General features: G+C 55.5%; 24 protein-coding genes and 1 tRNA gene. 10 read left to right on the top strand and 15 right to left on the bottom strand.

Annotated features, from left to right (window positions below; genetic code table 11):
- Nucleotides 1–18: 18 nt before the first annotated feature.
- Together N5098_RS04675 and hisB are read left to right on the top strand one after the other, a co-directional pair.
- Entirely contained in the window at nucleotides 19–252 is a 234-nt protein-coding gene (locus N5098_RS04675; protein WP_267636551.1) for a hypothetical protein, read from the top strand.
- A gap of 37 nt (nucleotides 253–289) precedes the next feature.
- On the top strand, nucleotides 290–877 hold the full coding sequence (gene hisB / locus N5098_RS04670) for an imidazoleglycerol-phosphate dehydratase HisB (RefSeq protein ID WP_267636549.1): 588 nt from the start codon (nucleotides 290–292) through the stop codon (nucleotides 875–877).
- Between the two features lie 102 nt (nucleotides 878–979).
- Here the strand turns inward: hisB and N5098_RS04665 are convergent, their stop codons facing one another.
- On the bottom strand, nucleotides 980–1513 hold the full coding sequence (locus N5098_RS04665; RefSeq protein WP_267636548.1) for an inorganic diphosphatase: 534 nt from the start codon (nucleotides 1511–1513) through the stop codon (nucleotides 980–982).
- A gap of 212 nt (nucleotides 1514–1725) precedes the next feature.
- On the opposite strand from N5098_RS04665, the gene N5098_RS04660 reads away from it, so the two are divergent.
- Nucleotides 1726–2085 (top strand): PadR family transcriptional regulator, encoded by a 360-nt coding sequence (locus N5098_RS04660; protein ID WP_267636547.1) that lies wholly within the window; start codon nucleotides 1726–1728, stop codon nucleotides 2083–2085.
- Here N5098_RS04660 and N5098_RS04655 read toward each other — a convergent pair.
- Both N5098_RS04655 and rnhA read right to left on the bottom strand, forming a co-directional pair.
- Complete coding sequence (locus N5098_RS04655; RefSeq protein WP_267636546.1) at nucleotides 2082–2684, bottom strand: DUF7108 family protein; 603 nt, start codon at nucleotides 2682–2684, stop codon at nucleotides 2082–2084. The genes N5098_RS04660 and N5098_RS04655 overlap by 4 nt on opposite strands.
- Nucleotides 2677–3270: a ribonuclease HI gene (gene rnhA / locus N5098_RS04650; RefSeq protein ID WP_267636545.1), complete on the bottom strand. Its 594-nt coding sequence runs from the start codon at nucleotides 3268–3270 to the stop codon at nucleotides 2677–2679. Before rnhA ends, N5098_RS04655 begins: the two co-directional genes overlap by 8 nt.
- Nucleotides 3271–3445: 175 nt before the next feature.
- Between rnhA and N5098_RS04645 the strand changes: the two genes are divergently transcribed.
- On the top strand, nucleotides 3446–4411 hold the full coding sequence (locus N5098_RS04645; RefSeq protein ID WP_267636544.1) for a transcription initiation factor IIB: 966 nt from the start codon (nucleotides 3446–3448) through the stop codon (nucleotides 4409–4411).
- Between the two features lie 101 nt (nucleotides 4412–4512).
- Here the strand turns inward: N5098_RS04645 and N5098_RS04640 are convergent, their stop codons facing one another.
- The gene (locus N5098_RS04640) at nucleotides 4513–5364 is read right to left on the bottom strand and encodes an ABC transporter permease (RefSeq protein ID WP_267636543.1); all 852 of its coding nucleotides are present in this window, start codon (nucleotides 5362–5364) and stop codon (nucleotides 4513–4515) included.
- Nucleotides 5361–6401, bottom strand: coding sequence for an ABC transporter ATP-binding protein (locus N5098_RS04635; RefSeq protein ID WP_267636541.1), 1041 nt, complete (start codon nucleotides 6399–6401; stop codon nucleotides 5361–5363). The genes N5098_RS04640 and N5098_RS04635 overlap by 4 nt, the downstream gene beginning before the upstream one ends.
- A 94-nt stretch (nucleotides 6402–6495) precedes the next feature.
- On the opposite strand from N5098_RS04635, the gene N5098_RS04630 reads away from it, so the two are divergent.
- Nucleotides 6496–7158, top strand: a complete 663-nt coding sequence (locus N5098_RS04630; protein ID WP_267636540.1) for a helix-turn-helix domain-containing protein — start codon at nucleotides 6496–6498, stop codon at nucleotides 7156–7158.
- 411 nt (nucleotides 7159–7569) lie between these two features.
- Nucleotides 7570–9300: a sensor histidine kinase gene (locus tag N5098_RS04625; RefSeq protein ID WP_267636539.1), complete on the top strand. Its 1731-nt coding sequence runs from the start codon at nucleotides 7570–7572 to the stop codon at nucleotides 9298–9300.
- A 202-nt stretch (nucleotides 9301–9502) separates the two neighbouring features.
- Here N5098_RS04625 and N5098_RS04620 read toward each other — a convergent pair.
- Both N5098_RS04620 and N5098_RS04615 read right to left on the bottom strand, forming a co-directional pair.
- Nucleotides 9503–9573, bottom strand: a tRNA-Pro gene (locus N5098_RS04620).
- Nucleotides 9574–9997: 424 nt separating this feature from the next.
- Nucleotides 9998–10288: a transcriptional regulator gene (locus N5098_RS04615; RefSeq protein ID WP_267636538.1), complete on the bottom strand. Its 291-nt coding sequence runs from the start codon at nucleotides 10286–10288 to the stop codon at nucleotides 9998–10000.
- 180 nt (nucleotides 10289–10468) lie between these two features.
- Between N5098_RS04615 and N5098_RS04610 the strand changes: the two genes are divergently transcribed.
- The gene (locus tag N5098_RS04610; protein WP_267636537.1) at nucleotides 10469–11335 is read left to right on the top strand and encodes a TIGR01548 family HAD-type hydrolase; all 867 of its coding nucleotides are present in this window, start codon (nucleotides 10469–10471) and stop codon (nucleotides 11333–11335) included.
- Between the two features lie 37 nt (nucleotides 11336–11372).
- Here N5098_RS04610 and N5098_RS04605 read toward each other — a convergent pair whose 3' ends face one another.
- Nucleotides 11373–11975: a GNAT family N-acetyltransferase gene (locus tag N5098_RS04605; RefSeq protein ID WP_267636535.1), complete on the bottom strand. Its 603-nt coding sequence runs from the start codon at nucleotides 11973–11975 to the stop codon at nucleotides 11373–11375.
- Between the two features lie 103 nt (nucleotides 11976–12078).
- Between N5098_RS04605 and N5098_RS04600 the strand changes: the two genes are divergently transcribed.
- Complete coding sequence (locus N5098_RS04600) at nucleotides 12079–13176, top strand: pyridoxal-phosphate dependent enzyme (RefSeq protein WP_267636534.1); 1098 nt, start codon at nucleotides 12079–12081, stop codon at nucleotides 13174–13176.
- Nucleotides 13177–13190: 14 nt separating this feature from the next.
- Here N5098_RS04600 and N5098_RS04595 read toward each other — a convergent pair whose 3' ends face one another.
- Nucleotides 13191–14255 (bottom strand): polyprenyl synthetase family protein, encoded by a 1065-nt coding sequence (locus tag N5098_RS04595; RefSeq protein ID WP_267636532.1) that lies wholly within the window; start codon nucleotides 14253–14255, stop codon nucleotides 13191–13193.
- A gap of 200 nt (nucleotides 14256–14455) precedes the next feature.
- On the opposite strand from N5098_RS04595, the gene N5098_RS04590 reads away from it, so the two are divergent.
- Nucleotides 14456–14890, top strand: a complete 435-nt coding sequence (locus N5098_RS04590) for a hypothetical protein (RefSeq protein WP_267636531.1) — start codon at nucleotides 14456–14458, stop codon at nucleotides 14888–14890.
- A gap of 16 nt (nucleotides 14891–14906) precedes the next feature.
- Here N5098_RS04590 and N5098_RS04585 read toward each other — a convergent pair whose 3' ends face one another.
- Nucleotides 14907–15083, bottom strand: coding sequence for an HVO_0416 family zinc finger protein (locus tag N5098_RS04585; RefSeq protein ID WP_267636530.1), 177 nt, complete (start codon nucleotides 15081–15083; stop codon nucleotides 14907–14909).
- 177 nt (nucleotides 15084–15260) lie between these two features.
- Between N5098_RS04585 and N5098_RS04580 the strand changes: the two genes are divergently transcribed.
- Nucleotides 15261–15680 (top strand): CopG family ribbon-helix-helix protein, encoded by a 420-nt coding sequence (locus N5098_RS04580; protein ID WP_267636529.1) that lies wholly within the window; start codon nucleotides 15261–15263, stop codon nucleotides 15678–15680.
- A 4-nt stretch (nucleotides 15681–15684) separates the two neighbouring features.
- Here N5098_RS04580 and N5098_RS04575 read toward each other — a convergent pair whose 3' ends face one another.
- From N5098_RS04575 to N5098_RS04555, 5 genes are all read right to left on the bottom strand, one after another.
- Nucleotides 15685–16401 (bottom strand): diphthine--ammonia ligase, encoded by a 717-nt coding sequence (locus tag N5098_RS04575; protein ID WP_267636528.1) that lies wholly within the window; start codon nucleotides 16399–16401, stop codon nucleotides 15685–15687.
- A gap of 65 nt (nucleotides 16402–16466) precedes the next feature.
- Nucleotides 16467–16625 carry a hypothetical protein gene (locus N5098_RS04570; RefSeq protein WP_267636527.1) on the bottom strand — a complete coding sequence of 53 codons (159 nt, stop codon included), beginning with the start codon at nucleotides 16623–16625 and terminating at the stop codon, nucleotides 16467–16469.
- 94 nt (nucleotides 16626–16719) lie between these two features.
- A complete protein-coding gene (locus N5098_RS04565; RefSeq protein WP_438267320.1) occupies nucleotides 16720–17412 on the bottom strand; it encodes a DUF7546 family protein in 693 nt (230 codons plus the stop codon).
- Nucleotides 17413–17691: a hypothetical protein gene (locus N5098_RS04560; protein WP_267636525.1), complete on the bottom strand. Its 279-nt coding sequence runs from the start codon at nucleotides 17689–17691 to the stop codon at nucleotides 17413–17415.
- Entirely contained in the window at nucleotides 17688–18119 is a 432-nt protein-coding gene (locus N5098_RS04555; RefSeq protein WP_267636756.1) for a DUF192 domain-containing protein, read from the bottom strand. Before N5098_RS04555 ends, N5098_RS04560 begins: the two co-directional genes overlap by 4 nt.
- Nucleotides 18120–18281 lie beyond the last annotated feature (162 nt).

The following is an 18281-nucleotide window of genomic DNA, read 5'->3' as shown; positions in this document are numbered from 1 at the left end:
GTAGAATATAGTAACGCAATGACAGCAACCGTGTTCCTCGACACCCCGATGGACGGCACACAGACACTCGAATGTGAGACGGCAAAGCTCGTCGGTGACGTACTCCTCGCGGAAGCCACAGACAGCGACCGAAAGCAGGTTGTCCCAATGCAAAACGTTGCGGGCATCGACGGTGACGACGTTGAGAAACGCATCGAAGCGGTTGAGTACGAAGGCGGCCGCATGAACGAGCTTGTGACGACCATCGAGTGACATAACCGCCAAGTGTCCGGCCACCATCGGAGAAGGTATGACAGACCGAAGCGCAGCAGTCACCCGAGAGACAGCAGAGACAGATATCGAGGTTGTGCTGGCGCTTGATGGCGACGGAGATGCAACTGTCGATACCGGCATCGGCTTTTTCGATCACATGCTCGAATCGTTTACAACACACGGCCTGTTCGACCTTACGGTCAGTTGTGATGGCGACCTAAACATCGACGACCACCACACCGTCGAAGATGTTGCAATCACGCTCGGACAAGCCTTCGATGAAGCGCTTGGCGATAAACGCGGCATCTCTCGGTTCGCCGACCGCCGGGTTCCAATGGACGAATCGCTGGCGGCTGTTGTTGTCGACGTGAGCGGGCGCCCTCACTTCGAGTTCGAGGGAGCGTTCTCACACGATTCCGTCGGCGGGATGACCAGTCACATGGCTCATCACTTCTGTCGGTCGCTGGCGATGAATGCGGGCCTGACACTCCATGCAAGCGTTGACGGGGAGAACGCACACCACGAAATAGAAGCGCTATTCAAAGCACTGGCACGGACACTCGACGACGCGACGCGAATCGACCAGCGTCGAAGCGACGCCCCGAGTACGAAAGGCGAACTGTAGGCTCTCGGGAGCGTCTTCTGACCTCTAAAAAAACGATTGGCTTATTTGGTCGCTGCCGGTGGCGTCGGGTACCCGCCCATAGACAGCCGACCTGTACTCAATTTACTCGAAGTGTTCTTCGTAGAGGTCTTGGGCATGTTCGATTGCGTCGAAAGCAGCCTGACGGTCCTCCCAGCCCAATGTTTCAACCTCTTTGCCTTCTTCGAGGTTCTTGTATGTCGCGAAGAACTCGTCAATCTCGTCCAGCGTCTGTTGTGGGATGTCTTCGAGGTCCTCAATATGGTCGTACCGGGGGTCCTCGCTCGGGACGGCGATAACTTTGTCATCTTGCTCGCCGTCGTCGTCCATCTTCATCAACGCGACCGGACGAGCTTCGATAACACAGCCCGGGAACGTCTGGTCTTCAACGAGAACGAGTACGTCGAAGGGGTCCTCGTCGTCGTAGTATGACTGCGGGATAAACCCGTAGTCCGATGGGTAGTGGACGTTACTGTGAAGGACCCGGTCCAGCATCACACCGGGGATGTCCTTGTCGTATTCGTATTTGTTCCGCTCGCCTTTCAAGCACTCAACCACTGCGTATATCTCCTCAGGTGGGTTCGGTCCCGTTTCGAGGTCTTCCCAGAGGTTCACCATCACCTGTCGGTGCGCACCTCGGTCAAAAACTACTTTCGGTATGAGTTGTTACGATGCGTAGGCACACGGTCCGGGTTCGCAGCCGGTTCGGTGATGAACAGGTAATCACCGAAACAGATGCATCACTATTGTGCTACTGTGTTGCGATTAACTTCTGACAACGTAAACGTAGTTTACCAACAGTTAAATATAGACATTCCTTTCGGACAGGTATGTCAGAGGCACAAGCAGTTGCTGACACGCCGGGTATCGCAAGTGAATTGACTGCGTTCCAGCAGAATATCTTGACAATTCTAGCCGAGGAGCCCCGATACGGACTGGCTATCAAGCGTGAACTCGAATCGTACTACGACTCTGAAGTAAACCACGGTCGCCTATACCCAAACCTCGACGACCTCGTCGAACTCGGTCTTGTCGAAAAGAGCGAGCTCGACAAGCGGACGAACCAGTATGCGTTGACTGACGAAGGATACGAGACACTTCTCGACCAGCTCGAATGGTCGTTCGAACGCCTTGTCACTGACGAGGAGCGTGCAGGCGATATCGAAGAGATTGTCCAGCAGTCGAACTAGGCTGATTCTGACCGCCACGTTGGCGGTTCCGTATTCACACACTCGAAGACATATTCGAGAGAGGCATCGAGAACAGCCTGCTGGTCATCACTCGGCCATGCATTGCGTGGGAAGTACTCTTTGGCAAACTCCTGTAACTCGTTGCCCGTCACCTGCTCGATACGTTTCGCGTAGTGGTTGCTCGCGAAATCAGCGAGTGCGTGAGCATTGGCTCCATGGACCTCGCCGTGTTCAGCCTTGACGCGCTCGGCAATCTCACGGTTATGGTTCTCGATTGTGTCCCACTGGTCACCGTCGCCGGGGCCTTCGAGTGGGCGCTCAATACCTCGGTCGAGGTTCTCAACGACAGAAAGTTGAACGACACCATCTTCGAGCCATTCGTCGGGGTACAGTACGAGCACGTCGTTTTCTTCCTCCCGGATTCGCGCTCGGTACTCGTGTTCGGCGAGTAATTTCTCGCGCTCCTCACGATAGGCAGCAATTTCTTTATCGTCGACAGCCTCACGCGCCCAGCGTGTGAGCTGTTCTGCTTGGTCGACGACATCCTCGGGGAGTGGCTGTTCGTCCCGCGTGCCGGCATCGTCGTGGTCATTACCCATCTTCGAACGCCTCATTTGCGAGTTTGTCGGCGCGTTCGTTTAGTTCGCGCGGAACGTGTGTGAGCGACCACGAGTCGAAACCGTCGAGTAGTTCTATCGCACGGACCCGTAGCTTTCGGAGGTCGGGACTGTTGACGTTGTACTCGCCGTGAATTTGCTTGACAACGAGTTCAGAGTCGCTGCGGATTTCGACCTCCTCAAATCCGTAGGCATCGGCTACCTCAAGGGAATGAACGAGCCCAGCGTACTCAGCCTGGTTGTTTGTCGTGTCGGAGATGCGTTTGCTACCTTCTGTGGCGATTCCATCTCCTGTGATGAGAACCCAACCAATAGATGCAGGCCCCGGATTCCCCCGTGAGGCGCCGTCGAAATAGACATGCACACGGCCACTATCTTCCCGAAGCAAGCCTTCCAGCCGAGCGCTGTCACCCCCTTGGATAACAACTTTACCGTCGTACGCGACAGCTGTCGCCCCGTCCACATCTGCACGCCAGCGCTCGTGTTCGGTGTTACCGGGTTCTGTCTCAACACCTGCTGATTCTAGCCGCTGGCGCGCTTTATCTGGGTCACACTCGATGACGGCCATTGACACTTGCCTCAGCATCGAACTGATTGTATACGTTTCGGTTCTGTGTTGGCACAGACGCTCAAAGAAGCGAAATAGGCACCACACACAGTATATCTATATATCATGTTTTATGTGAAACAACAGATACCGGCACAAGCGTTAAGTATGCTTATGATACTACTATAAAAATGCGATGACACGGTCCAGCCGCCAGCGGGAGCGCGAGCGTGAATCTACGACTGAACAGGACGAGTCCGAAGATGTACAGGACTGTCCGGAGTGTGGCTCGGAGAGCCTAGTCAAGAGTTCTGACCGTGGGGAACTCATCTGTGATGACTGTGGCCTCGTCGTGGAGGAAGGCAGTATTGACCCAGGCCCAGAGTGGCGAGCCTTCAATCATCAAGAGCGACAAGAAAAGTCGCGAGTCGGCGCACCGACGACCCAGACGATGCATGATAAGGGGTTGACCACGACTATCGATTGGAAAGACAAGGACGCCTACGGTCGTTCTATCTCCTCGAAAAAGCGAAGCCAGATGCATCGACTGCGCAAGTGGCAAGAACGCATCCGGACGAAAGATGCAGGGGAGCGAAACCTCCAGTTTGCACTCTCCGAAATTGACCGGATGGCCTCTGCCCTCGGTGTTCCCCGGTCAGTGCGAGAGGTTGCCTCAGTCATCTATCGACGTGCGTTGAAAGATGACCTCATCCGTGGCCGCTCTATCGAGGGCGTGGCTACAAGTGCGCTGTATGCCGCCTGCCGGAAAGAAGGCATTCCTCGAAGCCTCGAAGAAATCTCCGACGTCTCACGCGTCGAGCGAAAAGAGATTGGCCGAACCTACCGGTATATCTCACAGGAACTGGGCCTGGAGATGGAGCCAGTCGACCCAAAAAAGTACGTTCCACGCTTCTGTTCCGAACTAAATCTGTCCGAAGAGGTACAGTCTAAGGCGAACGAAATCATCGAAACAACCGCCGAAAAAGGGCTTCTTTCCGGAAAATCACCCACCGGATACGCTGCTGCCGCTATCTATGCTGCCTCGCTACTGTGTAATGAAAAGAAAACACAGCGCGAAGTCGCCGATGTCGCTCAGGTTACCGAAGTAACGATTCGGAACCGCTATCAAGAGCAAATTGAGGCGATGGGTATCCACAGCTAACGCTGCCCACACGCGTTCAACCCCCTCTATTTACTCTCTTTGTTGAACCACATACAGCGCTGGCAGTCAGTTGTGAACTACCGAAACGGCGGACTGTCGGTCTACTGGCCCTCGGTACTGGATGCCCGGCCCAGAAGCCAGACGGCGAGACTCCCGAAAACAAAGTTCATCGCCAAGAGGATGCCGACGGCCGGGACGAGTGTGTTCAACAGCCCGCCAAACCGCGTCACCGTTAGGACGGTCATTACATCTTCGCCCACAATTAGGGCACGGATGGCGTCGACGCCATAGGTGACCGGGTTGAAAGTCGCTAGCAGTTCAATGTCCGAAGACAGCGGTATAAACGCCGGTGAGAGGAACAGTAACGGGAACATAAACAACATCGAGGCGGCGTTCAGCGCCTCCTCGTCACGGGCCAGTAGACCAACGATGTTGGCGATAGACATGAACAACAGGCCAACCAACAGACAGACAGCGATGATACCAAGGGCACCACTGATGCCCAGATCGATTGAGGCCCCAAGCACCGTTGCGAGGCCGAGGATGATGACAAGTTGAACCACGATACGGAGCAGTTCCGAGACGGCCTTGCCGCTGAATACCGCCGTTGCACTCATAGGCGTAACGACCGTTTTCTCGAACATCCCGCTGTCGAGGTCCTTGACGAGACCGATACCTGAGTTGAACGATGACCCCATTGTCGCCTGCATGAGGACCGCTGGCAACAGGAAGGTGATGTAGTCAATACCGACGTATCCGGCCTGCTGGAGCGCGAACGCCCCGACTTCACCGAACACCGCCGAGAACAACAACAGTGAGAAGACGGCGACGACAATCTCCAGCAAGAACGAAGTCGGGTTCCGGAGTAACTTTCGGTTCCACCGGGTGAAGTTGACGAGGGTGTCACTCACCAACGAGTTGCCCGACCGGGTACCGGCTTCGGGCGTGCTCACGCGTGCCCCCCTTCTAGCTCCGCAACCGACTCGTCTGCGATAGCGAGGAACACGTCGTCTAATGTGGTCTCCTCGATATCGAAGCCAGTGACGGTGATATCGGATTCCTGTAACTTGACCAGTAGTTTCGAACCCTGTTCTCTTGCCCGGCGGGTCGTGATTCTGACCGTCTCGCCGGTAGTCTCAACCGTCGCGTCCGCTTCGAACAGGTCGCTCTGGCGGCTGATTTTGCAAGCGCGGTCGACCACATCTGACCCGCTCTCGATTTCCAGTTTCAGGGTTTCGCCGCCAACCCGGCGTTTCAGTTCTTTGGGCGAACCGTCGGCGACAATGGACCCATCACGTATGACAGACAGTCGGTCACAGAGCGCGTCAGCCTCCTCCAGATACTGGGTCGTGAGGAAAATCGTTGTTCCCGCATCGTTGATACGTTGGAAGTAGTCCCAGAGTCGGTTCCGTGCCTTCGGGTCTAGCCCCGTCGTCGGTTCGTCGAGAAACACTAACTGTGGGTCGTGAACGAGCGCGGTGGCTGCATCGAGTCGCTTTTTCATCCCACCGGAGAACTGCGCGGCCGGCGTGTCCGCCACATCGGCCAAATCAATCAGTTCGAGCAGTTCTGCGATGCGGTCGTCCCGGTCCCCACGGGGGACGCCATAGGCTCCACAGGCAAAACGAAGGTTCTCGCGGGCGGTAAGTTCCTCGTCGACGCTGGTTTCCTGTGGCATGTAGCCGATGCTCCCGCGAACGGCGGTCCGCTCTTTGGCCACGTCGAAACCGTTGACGGTCACGGAACCTCTCGTTGGTTCAAGCAACGTGGCCAGAATCTTGATCGTCGTCGTCTTGCCCGCCCCGTTCGGGCCGAGGAACCCGAAAAACTCGCCGCGCTCGATAGCTAAGGAAAGTCCCTGGACGGCCTCGGTCCCATCGGCGTACGTCAGCCATAGGTCTTTGACTGCGACTGCACGGGAGCTGTCCTCCTTGTCGGTCTCAGTTGTTGTCCGTTCGTGCTCGGTGTTGTGGAGTGAGTCGTCTGACATCGGATGGTACCACAGCCTACCGCGCCCATCATCCTCTGTATTTTGTGAGGTATAGAAGCAGGGTTTATTATGACAATCTGTATATTTCGAGAGAATGCAACGAGTTCAAGCGACTGTCGACATCGATCCCGGGTCGGCACCAAAGCTGTACGAACTGCTCGCCCACACCGACGGTGTCGGGCCGGTACGTGTCCTTGCAGTAAACAGCGCGCATTCGGACGGTGAGACGGTGCTGATAGCCTTTGAGGGAGACTCTGAGCGGTTCGTCGCGGCGGTAGGAGAGACAGCAGAAGTGGAATCAATTTTCTCGGCGGATGGCGACGCTGGCCGGACCCTCGCGTTGCTGACCACCAACCCTGAGAAAACACAGCTCTCGGAGATGCTTCACAGCATCGGGTCCTCAGGTATCGTACTCAGAATGCCAATCATCTACCGCAATGGGAAGATGCACACGACAGCAGTTGGAACCGCCAAAGCCCTTCAGCAGACCCACGACGGTGCACAGGAAGATTTCCCCATTCATATTGAATCTGTCGGACGGTTTCGCGGTCACAGTGACGAGCCGCTTGCGCGCCTGAGCGACCGACAGCGGGAGGCTCTGAAAGTCGCCCACGAATTGGGCTACTACGACCAGCCACGGGGTGGGACCCACGAGGACGTGGCTACGCAACTGGACTGTGCTCCGGTGACTGCGAGTGAACACCTGCAGAAAGCGGAATCGAAGGTCATCGATGCCGTTCTCGAAGGCGACATGTAGTAGACGCCGGCAGACGACACCGTTGTTGAGCTGGGTCAGTTCCTCAGTGAGTACCCCACGCCGAGACGTAGTGGAGAGTATTAGTCGGTAGTGGAGTGAGTAAATAGAAGGTACAACTACGTTGGTCTGTGGGTCTGTAACGGAACAATGTATGTAACACAATGACGGCACTGTAGCCGCCCTACTGCGCTTCTTGTCCGCTTTCGTGGACTGCAGTGTCGTCCAGAAATCGGGAATGGCAACCATTAGGAAACTATCTGAGTACCGAACGACGCCTTGAGGAAGGGAGTGTCGCCCCTGCTATCGCCTAAATCAGAACGTCCGGTCCTATTCGACAGGAGGGTGGGTTCCCAGTGTGCACGTTATTGCCCGACAGATAGATTTAATTAATCGTTAACAAATAACAATGTAATGAGTACTGCGGCACAGTCAATGTCGATGTTGATGCTTGTCAGTGCCGCACCGCTCGTTGGGCTTGCAGCCTACGCTAGCCTAAACCTGGAAAAGCCGGGTGCACGAGGGTTTTTGCTCTGCCAGATTGGGGCGCTTGGCTGGGCGATTCAGCTTGCAGCACTCACGTGGCCGACACGACTGATGCCTGTTCACCTGAATACGGCGGGTCGGATGCTGTTCCAGTTTCTCGTCGTATTTGGTTGGCCGCTACTCGTTTGGGAATACACGAGGAGTCGGCGTGTCCAGCCCCGGAAGTCAGTCGTAGCTCTGCTGCTCGTGTTTCCTGTTGTTACGCTCGGGTTAGCCGTCACAAACCCAGACCATCATTTAGTGCTGGCCACGGGGACGCCGACAAACCCTGCTGGAATTGGGGCATTCGAACTTGGTCCGTGGTATCTCTTGTTTATCCTGTTTACCGTCTCGCTTGTCATCCCGCCAGCCGTCATACTGGCAAACGACATGCTCTCAGCAGACGGCGCACACCGCAACCAACTCACCTTGTTGCTTGGGGGGTGGGTAATCGGGTTCCCGGGAACGCTCCAGACCTACATCTTCAGAAATATCGACGCAGTTCCGATGTACGTCGACCTCACGCCGCTGGCGTTCTCGGTGAGTGCCGTCCTGTGGGGCGTTGCCCTGTTTCGCTACCATCTGCTAGGGCTGGTTCCGGTGAGTCGCCACACAACAGTCGAGACGATGGCAGATCCCGTCATCGCGGTCGACGGAAACCGGACAGTGGTTGATGTGAATCCGGCTGCACGACGCCTTTTTCGGACTGAGGGGACCGACGTCGCAGGAATCTCGCTTGAATCGTTCTGTCGTGACTTTCCCTCACTGCTCACTGCTGTTGAACCGGGTGAACGGTGCAGCGAGGAAGTGACACTGGATACCGAGACAGGACCTCGGCATTTCTCACTCAATGTCCGTCCAATCAGCCGGGGGCAAACAACTTCTGGGTCAGTGTTCGTGTTCCGGGAAGTAACCGAGCTTCGCGAACGCGAACGTGAACTCGAACTGCTCAAGCAGATTCACTCACGCGTGCTCCGTCACAATATCAGAAACCAGTTGACGATTCTGAAAGGCCACATCGTGGAAATCGAGAGACAAGAAAACAACAGTTCGGTTGCTGAACACACGAGTGAAATTAACAAAACAGCAGACACACTCCTTGAACACAGCGAAAAGGCGACTGATCTGCGAGATATTATCGATTCAGATACCCAGCCTGCTCCCGGAAGTCTGACAAGCGTCGTCAAGGGTGAAATTAAGTCTCTCACCCGCGAGTATCCGGCAGTCGACGTGGACGCTGCGTTCGAAGACGATGTATCTGTCCGTGCACACATCGATATTCATCGTGCGATTCGGGAGTTGCTTGACAACGCTGTGGTTCATAATGAACGAGCCCTTGATGAGATACGGCTCCGCGTCCGCGTCTCGACGACAGCAAAGCAGGGGGTCCTCACAATCGAAGATAATGGGCCAGGTATCAACGATACGGAAGTTGCAACGCTCGAAGCCGGTGAGGAAACCGCATTACAGCATGTGTCCGGCATTGGACTTTGGATGGTCAGAATGCTGGTGGACAAATCTGGTGGAACACTACTGTTCTCCCACGACACTGAACTGGGCGGCACACGAGTGAAAGTCCGACTTCCGCTGGCCGAAGATGACGGCAAAGAAGAGCTGTAGGATGATGTTCCCAGACGAACGTAGTCGGTGAGAACGGCCAGCGGTCACGTCGACACAGCTCTGTGAGAAGTCGAAGCTACTTGAACGCGAGAACCGGGTCATCGGTATTTAAAGACCGACTTATTTCCGTCTCGAAGCGGTCAGGAATTTGGACGCTCGCACACCCAAGGCTCCGGGTGTGGGCGTCTTGTAAAATTTTTTATGGGACCGCCGAGATTCGAACTCAGGTCCGACGCACCCCATGCGCCGAGGATACCGCTACCCCACGGTCCCGCACTTTGCTCAGATGAGGGTCCCATGATTAAGCCCTTCGATTCCGCGTTCCCAAGAGGTTTGATGACTAGACGCGGATTTCACTGAGAGGCAACAAGCCCTGTCAAGCGTCGCAAAACGAGTCTGTCGGAGTCTACGCTGAGCGACGCCACGAGCATTTATTATAACTGCGCCAGAAACGTGCTAGACGGCACCGGTTTACCTAGCATTTAGTAGTGGCGGCTCCTTTCCCACGTGAAGAGTTGGCACTCATCGTGAGCCAAAGAGAAAGTCAGTGTCGCTGTCGCTGGGGTGTACCGGGTCGGCGCGACACTATCCACTGAGCAGTCGGATATCGGTTCAGTCGAGACAGAGGCTTATAGTTTTGTACTGCTATGATCGTTGAGTCTAAGTAGAGAAATTACCTGTAGCGGATGGCGTCCGCCTATCTCACCCGAAATGCAGGCTCTTCGATAGCCTCACTTTTGCAGTCGGGACACCGACTCGGTCGGTTGATGAGGTCGTCAAAGCGGTCGAACCCGCAATCACGGCACTCCGGCGGGGCAACGAGCAGTTCTTGGTCGGTCTGGTCGAGCGTCTTGGCGATATGCTCAACGTGTGTGAGTGTCGTCGCTGCGTTGAGTTCAAATTCACGGGCAAGTCCGCTCACGGTCAGCGGTTCCTCGCGCAAGCGGTCAGTTATCCGCTCCCGTGTTGTCCGACTGGCTTCGCGCATACGGATACTGAGTGCTGTTGGTACATAGGCTTTGTCAGGGACAAGACCACTTGGAGACAGACAACTATCCGCCGTTTGCTCCGGTGAGACCCACGGAGCTCCGACACACGGGTCAAACCAGCAACCAATACTGGTGGTATCCGCAACGTGCATGAACCCGGAGCACATCATCATGCAGTAATGAACGTCGACGCAGTTGTGCTCGATATCGACGGCGTCCTTGTAGACGTAGCAGACTCTTACCGTCGTGCAATTGTGGAGTCGCTCGACCACGTCTACGACGAAACCATCGCTCGTTCTGATGTCCAGCAGTTCAAGGACGCAGGGGGATTCAACAACGATTGGGAACTGACCGACGCGGCAGCGTTGTACCTGCTTGCTTGCCGGGAAGGCTGTGACCTCTCGCTCGATCAGTTTACGACCGACATCGCCGCGATGGGTGGCGGCCTTGAAGCGGCCCGTACAGTCACTTCCGAGGAACTCACGCTAGCCAACCGCGAGCGTGTGTTCGCCACCTGGGACCACGACCATCTCCGCGACACGTTCCAACAACTCTACCTTGGAAGTTCGCTTTACCGCGACCTCGAAGACAAAGAACCCTCGCTGGAGACAGAAGGGTTTATTCACGATGAGCCGGTTCTGGCTACGGAAGCGACGCTCCAGCAACTTCAGTCGGAGTATGCAGTCGGCGTTCTCACCGGGCGCCCAGCGGCAGAAGCCGATATCGCCCTAGAACGGGTTGGTCTCGACGTTCCCGACGCCCATCGGTACACCATGGACGACTGGGATAGCGGCAAACCCGACCCTGATGCGCTCATCAGGCTGGCAGAACAGTTCTCGGCAGACAGCATCGCGTTCGCGGGCGACACGCTCGACGACGTCAAAACAGCAGTTAATGCGGCGTCAGCCGACAGTCGGACCTATCGAGGTGTAGGCGTCCTAACCGGCGGGTTAACCGGTGAACACGGTCGGAAAAAGTTTGAGCGGGTTGGCACAGCAGCAGTTGTCGACTCGGTTAATGATCTCCCTGCAATACTCGGCCAGTAACGAACACCGAACACCGAAAGCGACCCACCAGCGCCGATTAGTTCTCCATACGGTTCCGTTCCCATTCTTCGTGAGAAATACTGTATCGGATTGAATCGCGTGGTTCACCGTCGATAACAATGTGATTCCTGACACGGCCCAGTTTTCGGCCACCAAAGCGGTCGACGTACTTCTCGATAGCGCGCTGGGACTGGTCGTTGTCAGGGGCGTGGCTCACCCTGACTAGGTCGAGGTCAAGTCTATCAAATGCCATTTCAAGCAGCCTAGCGGCGCGCTCGCCGGAGTATCCCTGCCCCCAAAACGGCTTTCGAAGCCACGTCCCGAGTCCGGCACTTCGGCGGTCCCAGTCCGGGCCGAGGCCAGCGAGTCCGGCAAACTCGCCTGCGTGCTCACCCTCCTTTGGACGGATAACGTACGTGGCGTTGTCTCCTTCTTCGAAGGCTGTCCCGGACTGTTCAACCCAGTCAACGGCCTCCTTGGGGTGGTCGTACGGGTCCCACGTCACATATCGAGTTATTTCGTCGATATGGGGAGCACCGCGTCTGACATACCGATACAACTCAAATGGGTCAACGTCTTTCGGATGGAGGCGTTCGTACCTGAGCCGCTTGCTTTCCATCTCAGTGGGGAATAACGACATACTCCTCTCAACGTATCCTGATATAAAAACAGTTGCCAGGGTATGTGATAAGCTGACAGAGCAGGTCGACAGGTACAGAAAGCGGCCACCCCAGAGCACAGCTATGTACCGCTGTCAAGCCTGCGACCGGAGCTACGAAGAGCGCGCGACAGCGCCATGGCGCTGTTCATGTGGTCACCCGCTTGATTTCGACCGGACGCCGCTGCCCGAAAACGGTCCGCCAGCGACCGTCGACCGTGACCGTGGCCTCTGGGCGTTCGACGCGTTCTTACCAGTTACACAGCGAGTCACGTTGGGTGAAGGGTGGACCCCACTGGTCGACGCCCAAAACTGGAACGCCACGTTCAAATTGGAGTCTTGCTTTCCGACAGGCAGCTTTAAGGACCGTGGAGCAGCGACAACGCTCTCCCATGCCGTTGGTTTAGGCGTCGACCATATCGTCGAAGATTCCTCCGGCAACGCTGGGGCAGCCATCGCAACCTACGCCGCCCGTGCCGGGCTCGACGCTGATATTTATGTTCCGGCCGACGCCAAACCCGGGAAGATTGGCCCGATAGAACGGGCAGGGGCAACAGTCCAGCGCGTCCCGGGCGACAGGCAAGCAGTCACCGAGGCCTGTATCACAGCCGTCGAAGCTGGAGATAGCTGGTATGCAAGCCACGCATATCAGCCCGCTTTCTTCGCTGGCACAGCAACGTTTGCTTTCGAGTTGTGTGCACAGCGTAGCCGTGACCCAAAAAGTGGGTCCTGGTCTGCACCTGATGCGGTGGTGATACCGCTAGGACACGGCACGCTCTTCGTTGGGGCGTACCGCGGCTTCCGGGCGCTAAAAGCAGCCGAGTGGATAGACGAGATGCCACGGCTCTATGGCGTACAGGCAGCAGGTATTGCACCCATTGCTGCTGAACAGAACAACCGCGAAAGTGAGAGCGTCAACACCGCAGCCGATGGCATCCAGATAAGTGAACCACCACGAAAAGGCCAAATTCTCGACGCACTCGATTCGACCGGCGGAACTGCAATCGCTGTCAGTGCCGACCAGACGACTGCGACGCTTGATAAGCTACACCGGAACGGGTTTTATACCGAGCCAACGTGTGCAGTCGCACCCGCCGGACTCGACGTACTCCGTGAGCGCGGCGCAATTGGACCGGACGAAGACGTTGTCGTGCCACTCACTGGGAGTGGATTAAAAGGATAACTGTCACAGCTCGCTCACGCCTCGCGCTCGATGACAAACCGCGTGAACTCTTGGAGGTCAGTTTCGGCCTCGGATTCAAGATCAAGTTCGTCAAGATGGCCTCGTGCACTAGCAGCAAGGTCTTGTGCCCGCTCACGAGCATATGCCAAGGCGTCAACAGATTGCATAATGTCGATAGCTTCTAAAATCTCTTCATCCGTGTTATCGTCAGCCCAAAGAATCTCTTCGAGTCGGGCAGCCTGCTCTGTAGATGCGTGTTCAACGGTGTAAATGACCATCAGCGTCTTTTTACCCTCACGAATATCGTTTCCGAACTCCTTGCCGAACTCGCCAGCCTTGTCGAGAGTGTGTTCAATATCGAGGATATCGTCGCCAATCTGGAACGCAATAGACATTTCCTCAGCATAGCGCGCAAGCCGGTATTCAACGCGGTCGGGCTTGTCGGTGACAATAGCTGCGAGCCGGGAGACAATTCGCGCCAGACAGCCGGTCTTACAGGCACACATCTCATAGTAGCGCTGCTCGTCAACGGAAACAGCCTCCTGATTGTGCCAGTAGATATCCATTCCTTGCCCGAGATGCGTCCGGTTGAGTTCATGTGTCAACATCTCGTAGGTCTGGAGGCGTTGTCCGTCGTCGAGAATATCGTCATTCTGGTCGATAACTTTCAGCGGGATGAAATACATCGCGTTACCCGCGTTGAGTGCGATATCCGTCCCGAAAACATGATGTAGTGCCGTCGTCCCACGACGCTTCTGTGCGCCATCTTCCACGTCGTCGACAATAATTGTCCCGTTGTGTAGAATTTCCGGAATGCAAGCAAAAGGAAGATATTCAGCGGGGTCTTCGCCGACAGCTTCAATCATGACGAGAAACAGAACCGAACGCCAGCGTTTGCCACCGCGGTCAAGCAAATTCCAGAGCGGGTCCGCCAGCGCAGCTTGGATTGCCTCAGACTGGTACTGATAGGTTGCTTCGCCAAAAAAGTCACCGAGATAAGTCTCGTCGATGACTCGTGGTACCAACTCTTCGATTGCCTCGTCAATTCGTGGCCGCCACTCTACAAATCGCTCACGCATACGTTCTCTCCGTTAGATGCAGCGTCGTCATACACACATTCTCCTCGATTCGGTAACGGTCGGTGATGCCTGGATATTCTAATCACCTCAATAAAAACCCACCGGGACAGTCAATACTGACTGTACAGATAAACGGTCCGAGCGCTACATCACTCGGCGGTCACAAACTATATTCGCGACCAGAAGCAACGTATCAGGCAATGACTGATATCAATATGACCAGCTACGGCCGCGAACATGACCTCCCACCAGACGAGCCAGCACCGCGGGAGCCACGTGGTCAGCCCTCGGAAGTCCACGGAAAGTACAACATCTGGCAGTTCAACGCTGACCATTCCGACAACGTCAATGATACATACATCGTTGCCCGCAACCCCTCACCACTCGATTTCAGGATGTGGGTGTTCGTCGGCCGTGGCCAAGAATCGCATTTTATTATGCGTGCCTCACATAAGTACGGTGCCGACGAGCAGATACCGGATGACGATACCTGCTGTGAGGTGCTCCTCGAAGGGGAGTCACTGACGAGTTCGCACTGTCCTGACGATATTCTGGACATCGCTGAGCAAGTAACTGACGCAGTCGGCGTTGTCACTCCGTCAAATCAAGACAGCCAACAGCCGATTAATTACTGAAAGACGAGTTGTTCTGTTATACTGGCGACCAACCACAGACTGAACACTCTGTGGCACCCGAATCGTGGAGCCCACCGCAATCTGGGCATTGCTTTTTGTTATAGCTTTCTTCCCATCCGACAGTTTCCGTATCGTGACCGCGCTGGTTGAGAAACTCGTCGAACATGTCGTCATCGACCGGTGCAGACGCCATACATGGTATGATTTACCACACCACCATATAGTTCTATTGGTAGGAGAATATATCTCTCCTAGTCGTCTCAAGGGCAGGACCGTACCGCACTGGTATCTGTCCGCAACCACAGCCCCTGCTTTCGGGGTAACTACAAAATAATAAAGATTCATTAACACAACCACGGTATCTTAACATATGACAGTCGTCAGCGTTTCGATGCCCGACGAACTACTGGAGCGACTCGATGGGTTTGCGGATGAACACGGCTACACAGGGCGCAGCGAGGTTGTCCGGGAAGCGTCCCGAAACCTACTCAGCGAGTTCAATGATAAGCAACTCGAAGACCGCGAGCTGATGGGCGTGATAACAGTGCTGTTCGACTACGAATCGACTGATGTCGAACACAAGATGATGACACTTCGGCACGACTACGAGTCGATTGTCACGTCACATGTCCACAACCATGTCGGGAATCATTACTGTATGGAGCTGTTTATTCTCGAAGGTGACCTTGACGAGATCTCCACGTTCGTCGGAAAGATTCGGGCGACACAGGATACACTATCGATTGATTACTCGGTGATGCCTGTGGACCGAATTGATTCGATTGTGTAACCTCTTAGCCGAGCCAAGCGTCCTCAATCCGGAGCTTGCCACGCGTCCCGTCCCACTCAGATTCGTACTCTAGGCGGAGCGGTCGTTCCATGTGTGGTCCATCAGTCACCAGCGTCTCGAACTCACCGCCCTCTCCGAGCAGGTGTACCCCGTACCGCTCGTTGAGATCAGCAAGCGCATTGAGAGCCTCAACATCAAGCGACCGTCCAAGCCAAGACTCGTCAAGCCCGCCAGCGGCAACGCGAATAATGGTAATCTCGAATCCAGCATCGAGCATCGCTTCGCCGAGTTCACAGGGGTCTCGTTGCCAGAGTGGCGCAAACACGTCGGCACCAAGCCGGTCAGCCATCGCCCCAACACGGGAGTTCTGGAAGTCGCTCTCGACAGCGCCAACAGTGAGCCCAGCAATACCACTCTCGAGACTCTCATCAAGCTCAGTAAGTGCAGTTTCAAGCGGCTCGATTTCTCTGTCACCTTGTGCACCCGCGTCGGTAACATCGTCGGCACCGAACGACGAAGGGTGGACGTCAACGAGCGGAATACCAATACTCTCGGCAGCCAACGACGCCAGTTCGGTCGCCGGGACATGATACATGTACGAATCGTCGGGTGGGTGGACAGTCACCAGTCGCTCAACGGGAAGGTCTTGTTCGAGTGCCTGATAGAGTGCCCATGAGGAGTCTTTGCCCCCCGAAAACAGGCTGACCCACGCTCCGGTCATAGCAGCTATTCTCAGCGACGAAGTAAACGGCTAACGGTTGGAATCGGGCCGGTCGACGCCACAGTTTATTTTTGCCGGTGAACAGTGACTGTGACGGTGCCACAGCGACACTCATACGCACGACGTTCACCAGCTTCAGTCTGATAGACGAGCATACAGTCCTGTTCACAGAGGTCCCGGTTGCAGTTCTTGTTTTCGCAGGTGGCCGACAGTTGATTGAGCATACCGATATAGACGAGGCCTCTGTATATGAAGGCGAGCCACGGGCAGAGTGAAAGTGAAAGTAGCCGACGAAGCGGCGTCTGACACACACTACGGTCAGTCGGTGCCCTGAGAGCCGACGCTGCCAAGTGTGCCTTCTGTTCCGGGCTGCCAGTAGAGAATGACAATAGCGAGGACAAACACGGCTGTCGAGATATCGAACTGTGCGCTATAGACAGCAGTTGCGACAGCAGAGCTTCCAAATAGGCCGGTCGACAGCGAGACAAGAATCGGGAACGCACAGCCGACACAGCTGAACAGCCCAAGTGCGCCCGCTGCGAGACTGCCGGAGAAATCGAGCAAGGTCACGTAGACTAGATACGCAAGGACCAGAAAGCCGACGGTCCGGTACGGAATAACTGAGATATGAAACACGTCGGTGATAACACGGAGTCGCTCCGTGCCGGGAGAGCCAGCTTGGATATCGACTGTTCCAGAGAATTGGAGCAGGTCGTCGCTTGGAATGCCGATAAGACCCGTGAGATACAGCAACACCAGAAAATAGACGCTTGCGACCGTGGCCGCAAGCAGTGAGTGACGACGCGGCACATCGGGAACATCAACGCGAAACGCTGCGAGGACTGCAACATTAATCCAGACGAACGGGTACAGCGTGTACCGGAGCAGAGTCGGTCGCTCTGGACGAACCATGAAATACCCCACAAGCAAGAACAACTCGATCCATACAGCGACGATTAGGAAATATAGATCACGCCGTCGGAATAGTCCTGTCAGCGGTGTGGTCGACATCTACGCGCCAAACTTAGTCAACAGGCGAGCTGATATTGCAATTATCACAAGCACACCAAGCGCGATACCCGCAATCGCGACACTGTGGGAGTTTGGTAGTCCCTTCTTGCTACTAATGGTATACGAACCAACAACGACGACGCCGACTCCGGCCCCGGCCCCGAGTGCGTATGCAATCTCCATCATGCCACCGCCCGCGACCATGACGACAAGTGTGGTCAGTACGACTGCAACAAGAGCGAACCCGGGCACCAGTACCCGGCTGTTCTGAGCGTTCATTCTTGCCACCGTCTATCCACTCGCCAGTAATAATCGTTTACATACAGTCGCTCTGAGGACGAAGTGAACCACAGCCACGAATCGCTGGCGCTCAGGTTCTCTGGCACCTGAACCACGTCACCGGGGCCGACGCCACGTTCGGCTGTCCAGCCGCGTTTGAGTTCAAGGACGTACTTCCCGTTGCCGGTGTACGTCTCTCCCAGAAATCCACCGCTGACCGGAGCGTGATGAATCCTCGTAATTGTGCCATCCTTGGCAACGAAGATGATATCCAGTGGGAACGACATATCGTCCATATTGTATCGATGGCTGTCGCTTTCTGGATGAACAAACAGCATTCCGTTGTTTGTGTCAAGAGACGCTGTCCTGCTCAGCCCGATTCGTCGCTTTGCAGACGTATCTGCAACTCTGACCTCAACAGTGCCCAGTTGTGTCCCATTTTCATCCTGAACTGTGACAGCAGTGCGGTCGTATTCGCCGGGGTCAAGGGCCGTGTTTAATCACCTGAAGGGAGTGGAATCTCCTGTTCTGCGGCCTTCCTGATGTTGTATACTGCACACATCAGCGCAAGTTCACGGAATTCTCGATAC

Source organism: Halovenus rubra, assembly GCF_026586665.1.
GTDB lineage: Archaea > Halobacteriota > Halobacteria > Halobacteriales > Haloarculaceae > Halovenus > Halovenus rubra.
This window is presented reverse-complemented; position numbering and strand designations above follow the sequence as displayed.